At 71.4% G+C, this 9,735-nt stretch carries 11 protein-coding genes; 6 read left to right on the top strand and 5 right to left on the bottom strand.

Annotated elements, in window-relative coordinates; translation table 11 throughout:
- Positions 1–19 precede the first annotated feature (19 nt).
- The 5 genes from A9977_RS28175 to chrA all read left to right on the top strand — a co-directional run bounded on the left by A9977_RS28175 (position 20) and on the right by chrA (position 5,833).
- Positions 20–910 carry a MurR/RpiR family transcriptional regulator gene (locus tag A9977_RS28175; protein WP_259652191.1) on the top strand — a complete coding sequence of 297 codons (891 nt, stop codon included), beginning with the start codon at positions 20–22 and terminating at the stop codon, positions 908–910.
- 178 nt (positions 911–1,088) lie between these two features.
- Positions 1,089–2,546: an MFS transporter gene (locus A9977_RS28170; protein WP_183028114.1), complete on the top strand. Its 1,458-nt coding sequence runs from the start codon at positions 1,089–1,091 to the stop codon at positions 2,544–2,546.
- 29 nt (positions 2,547–2,575) lie between these two features.
- Positions 2,576–3,229, top strand: a complete 654-nt coding sequence (locus tag A9977_RS28165) for an aspartate/glutamate racemase family protein (RefSeq protein ID WP_183028113.1) — start codon at positions 2,576–2,578, stop codon at positions 3,227–3,229.
- Positions 3,230–3,317: 88 nt separating this feature from the next.
- Positions 3,318–4,370 (top strand): porin, encoded by a 1,053-nt coding sequence (locus tag A9977_RS28160; RefSeq protein WP_183028112.1) that lies wholly within the window; start codon positions 3,318–3,320, stop codon positions 4,368–4,370.
- 101 nt (positions 4,371–4,471) lie between these two features.
- The gene (gene chrA / locus A9977_RS28155) at positions 4,472–5,833 is read left to right on the top strand and encodes a chromate efflux transporter (protein WP_183028111.1); all 1,362 of its coding nucleotides are present in this window, start codon (positions 4,472–4,474) and stop codon (positions 5,831–5,833) included.
- On the opposite strand, the gene A9977_RS28150 is transcribed toward chrA, so the two are convergent.
- The 3 genes from A9977_RS28150 to A9977_RS28140 all read right to left on the bottom strand — a co-directional run bounded on the left by A9977_RS28150 (position 5,830) and on the right by A9977_RS28140 (position 8,102).
- Positions 5,830–6,807, bottom strand: a complete 978-nt coding sequence (locus A9977_RS28150; RefSeq protein WP_183028110.1) for a FecR domain-containing protein — start codon at positions 6,805–6,807, stop codon at positions 5,830–5,832. The two genes, chrA and A9977_RS28150, sit on opposite strands and share 4 nt — an antisense overlap.
- 105 nt (positions 6,808–6,912) lie before the next feature.
- Positions 6,913–7,422: an RNA polymerase sigma factor gene (locus tag A9977_RS28145; protein WP_183028109.1), complete on the bottom strand. Its 510-nt coding sequence runs from the start codon at positions 7,420–7,422 to the stop codon at positions 6,913–6,915.
- Positions 7,419–8,102: a secretin and TonB N-terminal domain-containing protein gene (locus A9977_RS28140; RefSeq protein ID WP_183028108.1), complete on the bottom strand. Its 684-nt coding sequence runs from the start codon at positions 8,100–8,102 to the stop codon at positions 7,419–7,421. The genes A9977_RS28145 and A9977_RS28140 overlap by 4 nt, the downstream gene beginning before the upstream one ends.
- A gap of 263 nt (positions 8,103–8,365) precedes the next feature.
- On the opposite strand from A9977_RS28140, the gene A9977_RS28135 reads away from it, so the two are divergent.
- Positions 8,366–8,962 (top strand): chemotaxis protein CheB, encoded by a 597-nt coding sequence (locus A9977_RS28135; RefSeq protein ID WP_183028107.1) that lies wholly within the window; start codon positions 8,366–8,368, stop codon positions 8,960–8,962.
- Positions 8,963–8,966: 4 nt separating this feature from the next.
- On the opposite strand, the gene A9977_RS28130 is transcribed toward A9977_RS28135, so the two are convergent.
- Together A9977_RS28130 and A9977_RS28125 are read right to left on the bottom strand one after the other, a co-directional pair.
- Positions 8,967–9,215 (bottom strand): hypothetical protein, encoded by a 249-nt coding sequence (locus A9977_RS28130; protein WP_183028106.1) that lies wholly within the window; start codon positions 9,213–9,215, stop codon positions 8,967–8,969.
- 5 nt (positions 9,216–9,220) lie between these two features.
- Positions 9,221–9,730 carry a YbjN domain-containing protein gene (locus tag A9977_RS28125; RefSeq protein WP_183028105.1) on the bottom strand — a complete coding sequence of 170 codons (510 nt, stop codon included), beginning with the start codon at positions 9,728–9,730 and terminating at the stop codon, positions 9,221–9,223.
- Between the last annotated feature and the right edge of the window lie 5 nt (positions 9,731–9,735).

Here is a 9,735-nt window from a genome sequence, read left to right as displayed (position 1 = left end):
GTCGCCGGGGAAGTCCAGGATGAACTCGCCCAGCCGCCGTTCGCTGGGTGGCAGCGCGTCCAGCATGTGCCGCCACATGCTGGACGCGCTGCCACCCAGCGAACGGCGGCTGGGCGAGTTCATCCTGGACTTCCCCGGCGACCTCGCGAGCTACAACGCCTCGGAGCTGGCCGCGCTGGTGAAGGTGTCGAACGCGACCATGACGCGCTTCATCCGGCGCCTGGGCTACGACAGCTACGAGAGCGCGCGGCGCCATGCGCGGGAAGAGCGCTCGGAAGGCTCGCCGCTGTTCCTCGATGCGCCGCGGCCGGGTGCGCCCGAGGGCTCGATCGAGGCCCACATCCGGCTCGCGCAGCAGAACATCGCCGCCACCTTCGGCCACATCGCCGAGTCCACGGTGGACGAGATCGCCCAGGCCATCGCCAAGGCACGCAGCGTGTGGTTCCTCGGCTACCGCAGCAACCGCAGCTTCGCCAGCTACCTGCGCTGGCAGCTCGCGCAGCTGCTGCCGCGCACCCAGGTCATTCCCGGCGCGGGTGAAACCCTGGGCGAGTACGCGATGGACATGGGCGACAAGGACCTGCTGATCGTGTTCGCGCTGCGGCGCAGCCCGGCGGTCGCGGCCCAGTTCGCGAGCAGCGCCACGGCGGCCGGCGCCAAGGTGCTGTACGTCACCGACCAGCTCTCGCGCACCCACGTGAACGCGCAATGGGTGATCCGTTGCCACTCGGCTGCCCCGGGGCCGCTCGACAACCACGTGGCGCTGATGCTGCTGTGCGACCTGCTGGCCACGCGCGTGATGGAACAGGCGGGCACGGCGGGCCGCAAGCGCCTGTCGGGCGTCGAGGCTGCGCACGAGCGCTTCGCCGAACTGCGCGCCGAAACCGCGCCCCGCCCCTCCGCTTCCTGATCGTCGGCACGCCGATGCCGCTGGCCGCGGGTTTATACGCGTTTTCATGAAAACCATTTTTCATTGAAACTCTGGCACGAAATCTGCATTTCACCTTCGGATGACTTGGTGAAGGCACCAAGGCTGGGCGTTCCGCGCAGGACCGCCTCTTCACAACGCAAGGTACCGAGGAGTTTTCATGGCTGGAGAAGCAATCGTCTCTTCGTCCGCACCACAAACCGCCCAGATGCGCCAACTCGAAACGGCACTGGACGGCATGGGCGTGACGCGGTCGCACAAGAGCATCATCTTCCTGGTGGTCTGTGGCGTGCTGTTCGACGTGTTCGAGCAGAACGCGGTCGGTCTGGTGGGCCCGCTGCTGCGCCAGCAGTGGGGCTTGAGCGCCACCGACATCGGCTTCCTCAACACCATCACCTTCATCGCGGCCGCGATGGGCCGGCTGGGCTCGGGCTACTTCGCCGACCTCAAGGGGCGGCGCTTCATGCTCAACGTGAACCTGGCGCTGTTCACCTTCGGCGCCATCCTCTGCGCGACCGCACCGAACTACACCGTGCTGTCCATCGGACGCTTCATCGTGGGGCTGGGCCTGGGCGGCGAGATCACGACCGCGGTCACCATGCTGGCGGAGTTCTGCTCGGCCCGCTTCCGGGGCACGGCGGTGGGGCTGATCAACGTCGGCGGCGGCGGCCTGGGCAACATGCTGGCGCCGGCCTTCGCGCTCGGCGTGTTCGCGATCTTCCCGGGCGACAACGCCTGGCGCTGGCTGTTCGGCTGCCTGGTGCTGCCGGCGGTCTTCATCGTGTTCTACCGGCGCTTCATTCCGGAGACACCGCGCTTCCTGCTGTCGCAGGGCAAGGTGAAGGAGGCCAACCAGGTGCTGTCGATGCTGGCCGCGGGCCAGCTCGCCAACGGCAGCTACCCCTTCCGTGAATACATCACAGCCGATGCCGAATCGACCGCGCCGCAGCGCCGGGCCACGCGCATCGGCGACATCTTCAGCGGCGTCTATGCGCGCCGCACCATCGCCGTCGGCATCGCCTCGTGGATGACCTTCGGCGCCCAACTGTCGGTGCTCACGCTGATGCCCACCATCCTGGTGGCGCAGGGCTACTCGATCACCAAGAGCTTCGCCTTCACCATCGTGATGCAGAGCGGCAGCCTGCTGGGCGCCATCGCAGCATCCGTTCTGGGCTACAACCTGCCGCGCAAGCGGGTGCTGACCTTCGGCGCCGTCGCGGCCTGCCTCGCGGGCCTGGCCTTCGGCAACCTGACCGGCAGCGTGGCCTACGTGCTGGTCTTCGGTGCGCTGTTCCAGTTCTGCGTGCTCACGCTCAACACCTCCATCTGGATCTACGCACCCGAGCTCTACCCCACGCGCATGCGCGGCCTGGGTGTGTCCTTCCTGCTGGCGCTGGGCACGGTGGGCGGCGCGCTGTCGCAGCTGGCGGCGGGGAAGATGTTCGACCTCCATGGCGTGGCCGGCATGTTCGGGATGATCGCCGTGATGTACGGGATCTTCGCGATCGCGGTGCAGTTCGCGCCCGAGACCTTCGGAAAATCCATCGAGGGCAGCGGCGACGACGAGGCCGATGCACCGGTGCCCGTCGCAGCGACCCGACCCGTTTCCTCCCACTGAGTGCCGCGCCGCGCGCCGGACCGTCCGCCATGAAACCCATCGTTCTGCTGATCAACCCGAACACCTCGCGCGAGACGACCGCGATGATGCATGCCATCGCGCGCCGTGCCCTGCCCCCGGCCTTCACGCTCGAGAGCGAGACCGCCGCGCGCGGCGCGAAGATGATCACCACCGTCGAGGAACTGGCCATCTCGGTGGAAGAGGTGCTCGCGATCGGCAGGCGGCGCGCGGCCGAGGTCGGCGCGATCGTGGTCGCGGCCTATGGCGATCCCGGGCTGGAGGCGCTCCGAGCCAGCGTGTCGATTCCGGTCTTCGGCATCGGCGAGGCTTCGATGCGCGAAGGCGCGATGGGCGGGCGCCGCTTCGGCATCGCGACGACCACCCCCGAGCTGGGCCCGGCGATCACCGCGGCGGTCGAGCGGCTCGGGCTCGCCCCCTGCTTCACCGGCTGCCGGATTCCGCCCGGCGATCCGCTGGCCCTGGCGGCCGACCCGGCCTTGCAGGACGCGTACCTGGCCGACGCGGTCGCGCTCGCGATCCAGCAGGACGGCGCGCAGGCGGTGGTGATCGGCGGCGGCCCGCTGGCCGAGAGTGCCGAACGCATCGCCGGCCGCTTCGCAGTGCCCGTGATCGCGCCGGTCGCAGCGGCCATGCGCATGGCGGCCGCGGCGCTGCAGGCCTAGCTTTCCCCCCGTTCCTTTCTCGCGGCCCGCACGGGCCGTGCGGATGCGCACGTCCCCAATTTTTCTTCTTCATTCACGAACCCACACCATGAACCTCTTCCACAGGCTCCCCTGCGCCGCGGCGCTCCTGCTGCTGGCCTTGTCGGTCCAGGCCCAGTCCTCGCGCGGCCTGCCGCCCGGCGGCGCGTCGTCGGTCACGCTGTACGGCATCGCCGCCACCGAGCTGGTCCACGTCACCAACGTGCGCGAAGGCACGAGCCTCGGCAGCACCGACCGGCTGGAGAACAGCAAGGTCACGGCCTCGCGCCTGGGCTTCATCGGCAGCGAGGACCTGGGCGGCGGGCTCTCCGCGGTGTTCAACCTCGAGATGGGCTATTCGCTCGACACCGGCAACCCGTCCAACGCCACGGCCTTCTTCAACCGCAGCAGCTACGTGGGCCTGCGGGGCGGCTTCGGCACGCTGACGCTGGGCCGCCACTGGGACCTCGAGGACGACATCCTCGGGCGCTACTTCGTCTTCGCCGGCTATTCCGCCTTCCAGTTCAGCGAGTTCGGCGGCATCAGCGAAACGCTCCCGAACTCGGTGAAGTACGTGTCGCCGAGCTGGGGTGGCGTGACGCTGCGCGGGCTCTACGCACTGGGCGAAGGCACGGCCGGCCACACCTCGGAGATCGCCGCCAACTACGCGGCCGGCGGCCCCTTCGAGGCGGGCGCGACCTGGCGCGTCCAGCACGACGCGCAGGGCCGCGCGACGAAGCTGGCGACGGCCGGCGCGAGCTACCTGTTCCAGCCCGGCGCCACGGGCAGCTGGCGCCTGCACGGCGGCTACGCCACCAGCACGCCCGACGCGGCCATCGGCACGCCGAAGGCCGCGGCCTACGACATCGGGCTGGTCTGGACGCCGCCGAAGCTGGCGCTGAACCTCACGCTCGACTACGTGGCACGCGACCAGAAGGGCACGCCCGACGACAGCGCCTTCGTGCGCCTGGGGGCCGAATACTTCCTGTCGAAGCGCACCGCGCTGATCGCCAACCTGGTGCGGATGCAGAACAAGGGTTCGGCAAGCCAGCGCTTCTACGGGCTCGGCGCGGCGGGCTACGACCAGAACGTCTACAGCGTCGGCCTGCGGCACGCGTTCTAGTCACACCCGGCTGCTAGGATGCCGTCGCCGGGAAAACAGCCTCCCGGCCTGAAACAAGACGGTGTCCCGTCCAAGCGCTGGAGACCCCTTCGGAGCCCTCCGTGGACACTGCCTCGCCCCCTGCGCCGCCCTCGCCTGCCGCGCCCCCTCCCGTCACTTTCGCAGAAGCCCTGCGCTTCTGGCTCAAGCTGGGCTTCATCGGCTTCGGCGGGCCCGCCGGGCAGATCGCGATCATGCACACCGAGCTGGTCGAGCGCCGGCGCTGGATCAGCGAGCAGCGCTTCCTCCACGCGCTGAATTTCTGCATGCTGCTGCCCGGCCCCGAGGCCCAGCAGCTGGCCACCTACATCGGCTGGCTGATGCACAGGACCCGCGGCGGCATCGTCGCCGGCGTGCTGTTCGTGCTGCCCTCGCTGTGCATCCTGATCGCGCTGTCGTGGGTCTACCTGCGCTTCGGCAACGTGCCGGCGGTGGCCGGCATCTTCTACGGCATCAAGCCGGCCGTCACCGCGCTGGTGCTGCACGCGGCCCACCGCATCGGCAGCCGCGCCTTGAAGAACCGCTGGATGTGGGGCATCGCCGCGGCCGCCTTCGTCGCGATCTTCGCCTTCGACACGCCCTTCCCCGCGATCGTGCTGGCGGCCGGTGCGATCGGCCACCTGGGCGCGCGTTGGGCACCCGCGGTGTTCTCGCCCGGCGGCGGCCACGGCCGTGCGTCCGCGCACTACGGCCCGGCATGGATCGACGACGACACGCCGACACCACCCCATGCGCGTTTCTCGCGCGCGCGGCTGGCCAAGGTGCTGGGCGTGGGCGCCGGCCTCTGGCTGCTGGCCATGGGCATGTTGGTCGCGGTCCAGGGCGTGCAGGGCACACTCACGCAGATGGGCTGGTTCTTCAGCAAGGCGGCGCTGCTGACCTTCGGCGGCGCCTATGCGGTGCTGCCCTATGTGTACCAGGGGGCGGTCGAGCAGCACCACTGGCTCTCCGGCGCCCAGATGATCGACGGGCTGGCCCTGGGCGAGACCACGCCGGGCCCGCTGATCATGGTGGTGGCCTTCGTGGGCTTCGTCGGCGGCTGGCTCCAGCAGGTGCTGGGGCCGGACGCGCTGTTCCTGGCCGGCGCGCTGGCCGCCAGCGTCGTGACCTTCTTCACCTTCCTGCCGTCCTTCGTCTTCATCCTGGCCGGCGGACCGGCCATCGAGGCCACGCACGGCAGGCTGGGCTTCACGGCGCCGCTGTCGGCCATCACGGCGGCGGTGGTGGGCGTGATCCTGAACCTGGCGCTGTTCTTCGCCCACCATGTGCTGTGGCCCCAGGGCTTCGGCGGGCCCTTCGACATCGTCTCGGCCGCGATCGCCGTGGCCTCGGCCGTCGCGCTGTTCCGCTTCAAGGTGGGCGTGCTGCCGCTGCTCGGGGCCTGCGCGGCCGTGGGGCTGGCGATCACGCTGCTCGGGCCCTAGCCCAGCAGCACGATCCCGCCGGGCAGCGCCGTGCGCTCCAACCGGAACAGCCGCTGGATCTGCACCAGCGCCCGGTCCAGGTCGGCGATCACGAAGCGCCCGCTGACCGGCTGGTCGCCAAGCGCGCGCGCCAGCAGCAGCACGCGGCCCGGGCGGTAGCGGTTGATCTCGGCCACCACCTCGGTCAGCGCGGTGTGGCGGAAGCTCAGCACGCCCTCGCGCCAGGGCGACAGCGATGCCGCATCGATCTGCCGTGGCGTGCCCAGCGCATGGCTGTCGTAGCTGAGCTGCTGCGAGGGCCCGAGCGTGGCCTCGCGCCCGCCGGCGGCCACCTGCACGCGGCCTTCGAGGCAGGTCACGCAGATGCCGTCGGTGCGCCAGCGGACCTCGAAGCGTCCGTCGGTGGTCCAGGCCTGGCCCTGGGCGGCGGTCACGGTGAAGGGATGGGCGGCACGCGCCGCATCGACCGACACCTCGCCGTCGATCAGCTCGATGCCCGCGGACGGTCCGTCGGCGGCGCGCAGCGCGAGGCTGCTGCGGGTGTTGAGGTCGACCGTGACCGACGGGCCCAGCGCGAGGCGCCGCTGCTCGCCCACGCCGGTGCGGATGTCGGCGCGCAACGCCTCCACCGAAGGCCAGAGGTCGAGCGGCGGCTTGACCAGCGCCACGCCGAGGCCGGTGACGGCCATCGCCATGGCGCCGCCCAGCATGCGGCGGCGCGACAGCACGGGCGTGGGCATGGGGAATGCATCGGCCGCGCGCAGGCGGGCCAGCTCGGGGTCGTGCTGGCCGGCCAGCACCGCCGCGGGGCGCAGCGCGCGCCACTGGCCGTGGGCGGTGCGGAAGGCCTGGGCGTGCGCCTCGCTGGTCTCGCACCAGCGCTTCAGCGCGCGCGCGTCGCGCGGCCGGGCCGCGCCCGAAGCCAGCTTGCGCACCCAGGCCTGGGCTTGCGCCTCAAGTTCAGGCGCGCGCATCGACGGCTCCGCGGGCATGGCTGGCAACGGGTGAAACGGAGAACACGGGGCGCACGAACACAAGACGGTTCTCGCGCGCCAAAACTGCACACCCTCGGCCCAGGCTCATTGCATGCGCTCCGTCACATGCTCGTGGGCGCGGCGCAGTTCGCGGTCGACCAGGCTCACCGACACGCCCAGGCGCCGCGCCACTTCCTGGCGCGGCATCTCGTCGACCCGGATAAGGATCAGGATGCGGCGGCGCCGCGGCGGCATCTCGTCGAGCACGGCCGCCAGGCGCTGCGCCTCGGAGCGCGCCTCGGCGGTCTGCGCGGGGCCGGGCGCGGGGTCGCTCAGGCTGTCGAAGATCTGCTCCACCTCGGTCCCGCCCAGGAAGCGGCCCTCGGCGCGCAGCCGGTCGAGCGCGGCGTTGGTGGCCATGCGCATCAGGTAGCTCAGCGGGTGCTGCACGGGCGCGGCCGATTCGGCGCCGCCCTCGAGGCGCAGCCAGGTGTCCTGCAGCGCGTCGCCGGCCAGGGCGGCGCTGCCCAGCTGCAGCGTCAGCCGGCGCTTGAGCTCCTCGTAGCGGCCCAGCATGAAGTCGCGCAGCGCGCCCAGCCCGGTCTTCTCGCTCATAGGGCCTCGCAGTCGCGCGCGGCCGCCAGGGCGCGCGGCACGATCAGCATGACGAAGGGCTCGGCCGATTGGCCCGCCGGCGGCGCACGGCCCACGCGCACCTCGCGCAGGGCCTGCAGGATGGCGCCGTCGCGCGTGGCATCGCCGGTGCTGTCGAGCAGCATCGGGCGCGCGATGCGGCCCTCGCCGTCGACCTGGAAGCTCAGCGCCACGCGCCAGCCGTCGGGCATGGTGCGCGCGTCGCGGCAGAAGATCTCGCGCACGCGGGACTGCAGCAGGCCGTCGTAGACCGGATCGCGCGGGACGGCCGCCGCGACGCTCGGGGCCCGGGCCGCCTCGCCGCCCGGCTCGAGCACGAAGGCCCCGGGCGCGGTGAAGTGCACCGCCAGGCCCGAGCCCTCGAGCAGCAGGCGCAGCGCGGCCTCGGGCGGGTAGCGGCCGGCCAGGGCCGGTGCACGCCGGCCCGCCACCTTGTCGGCCTGGTAGAAGCCCGACCAGCCCGTCATCGCGCCGAAGGCTTCGAGCGCCTCCGCCAGCGGCTGGGCCGGCAGGTCGAAGGCCAGGTCCGCCCCACGCGCCTGCGTGGATTCCGGCCGCGGCGCGGCGGCCGGCCCGGCCAGCGCCAGGCTCATGCCGATCGCCAATGCGAGCGCGCAGGCGAGCGGAGCCGGGGTTGCCATGGGCGGGGGGAGGTCATGCGGTGCGGGAGGAACGCCGCGAAAAGGCACGGCTCGTGTCGCAGCGCATGCTGCCCGCGCAATTTGACCGGCGCGTGACGAAGGCCCCGAAAGTCGCGCACACCGGGGCAGCGAAGGTAGGCATCGCCCTACAAGGGATGGGCGTGCATCGATGTAACTTCGCCTTCACATTCCAGGCCGAGACGCATTTCGCGTCATGCGCCTGCCCTCCCGGCAGGCCGGCGGTCCTGGTCACAGGAGCTGCCATGGACGTGATCGTCATCGGTGGAGCCACAGGTGCACTCGATGTGCTGAAGCGCCTGGTTGCTGCCCTGCCCAGCAATTTCCCTGCCGCGGTCGTCGTGGTGCTGCACCCCGACGAACGCCATCCCAAATCCCTGGCCGCGGCCTTGATGAAGGCGACGCCGCTGGATGTCTCCTATGCCGACGCCGGCGAGACCCTGCGACGCGGCCATCTCTACCTGGCGCCGCCGGACCACCACCTGGTGTTCGACGCGGCCGGCCAGCTGGAACTGGACGACGGGCCGAAGGTCCGGCTCCAACGCCCGGCGGCCGACCGCCTGTTCAAGAGCGCGGCCCGGGTCTTCGGCCGGGAGGTCATCGGCGTGCTGCTGAGCGGCAGCGGCAACGACGGCACCGACGGCCTGATCGCCATCAAGGGCGCCGGCGGCCTCAGCATCGTCCAGAGCCCCAGCGATGCACAGGAACCCGGCATGCCCACCTCGGGGCTGCTCAACGACAGCCCCGACCATGTGCCGCTCGCGGAGGAGCTCGGACCGCTGATCCAGCAGCTGGTCGAGCAGCGGGCGCAGCGCACGAGCCGACGCACCGTCGCGCTATAGGCCCCTACCCCCGCCAGTGGCGCCGCGCCTCGTTGAGTTCGGCCATCGAGATGTGCAGTTCGGCCATGGTCTGGACCATGAGTTCGAGCAGCGCCGCGCGCTGGCGCAGCCGCGCGGCCTCGGCGCGCTGGGCGCGCTGGGCCTGCTGCGTGGCGGCCCGCAGCGCCCGTTTGGCGGGCGAGTCGGGTCCGCTGGTGTCGTGCAGCGAGGGCGCGTCGGCCAGGGGCCCGGCCACGCCGGCAGCGAGGCGCATGGGGCTCACGCCTCGACGGCGGCTTCCACGGCGGCCGGCGCATCGGCCTGGGCCGCGCCTTCGGCTTCCGAAGCCGCCTTGTAGTTGCGCAGGTGCAGGAAGAACTGGCCCATCATCTGCGTCCACAGGTTGAGCGACAGCGCCAGGTGGGCCGGGGCCACGCCGCCGGCGGCCACCACGTCCATCTCCAGCACCACGAAGTCGCCGTGCTGCGCCACGCGCGCGAAGCGCTTGCTGCGGTGCCACGACGAGAGCACGCCCTCGGGCAGCGTGCCGCCCTGCACGCGCAGCGGGCAGCTCAGCGTGAGGTCGGCGTACTCGCCGGCGGCGATGGGGTTGCCCCACAGCACCTGGAAGCCGATGCCGTGGCTGGCGCTGTGCAGGCGCACCACGCCGTCCTGTTCGACGGCGGTGACGGCACAGCCTGCGGCCTGGATGGCGTCGGTCACGACGGCGGCATTGAGGCTCTGCAGCAGCGCGGGCGCGGCGGTGGTGGGGGTCGATTTTTCGGTCATGGAAA

Origin of the sequence: Variovorax sp. UMC13, assembly GCF_014170375.1 — a bacterium.
Lineage (GTDB): Bacteria > Pseudomonadota > Gammaproteobacteria > Burkholderiales > Burkholderiaceae_C > Variovorax.
The sequence above is the reverse complement of the archived record's forward strand: the minus strand, read 5'-3'. Positions and strand labels throughout refer to the sequence as shown.

Excerpts from the sequence above, each read along its gene's own strand:
- A9977_RS28160 (WP_183028112.1), top strand. The coding sequence starts at position 3,318 with ATGAACCTCTTCCACAGGCTCCCCTGCGCCGCGGCGCTCCTGCTGCTG.
- A9977_RS28145 (WP_183028109.1), bottom strand. The coding sequence starts at position 7,422 with ATGAGCGAGAAGACCGGGCTGGGCGCGCTGCGCGACTTCATGCTGGGC.
- A9977_RS28165 (WP_183028113.1), top strand. The coding sequence starts at position 2,576 with ATGAAACCCATCGTTCTGCTGATCAACCCGAACACCTCGCGCGAGACG.
- A9977_RS28125 (WP_183028105.1), bottom strand. The coding sequence starts at position 9,730 with ATGACCGAAAAATCGACCCCCACCACCGCCGCGCCCGCGCTGCTGCAG.
- A9977_RS28175 (WP_259652191.1), top strand. The coding sequence starts at position 20 with ATGAACTCGCCCAGCCGCCGTTCGCTGGGTGGCAGCGCGTCCAGCATG.
- A9977_RS28130 (WP_183028106.1), bottom strand. The coding sequence starts at position 9,215 with ATGCGCCTCGCTGCCGGCGTGGCCGGGCCCCTGGCCGACGCGCCCTCG.
- A9977_RS28150 (WP_183028110.1), bottom strand. The coding sequence starts at position 6,807 with ATGCGCGCGCCTGAACTTGAGGCGCAAGCCCAGGCCTGGGTGCGCAAG.
- A9977_RS28140 (WP_183028108.1), bottom strand. The coding sequence starts at position 8,102 with ATGGCAACCCCGGCTCCGCTCGCCTGCGCGCTCGCATTGGCGATCGGC.
- A9977_RS28135 (WP_183028107.1), top strand. The coding sequence starts at position 8,366 with ATGGACGTGATCGTCATCGGTGGAGCCACAGGTGCACTCGATGTGCTG.
- A9977_RS28170 (WP_183028114.1), top strand. The coding sequence starts at position 1,089 with ATGGCTGGAGAAGCAATCGTCTCTTCGTCCGCACCACAAACCGCCCAG.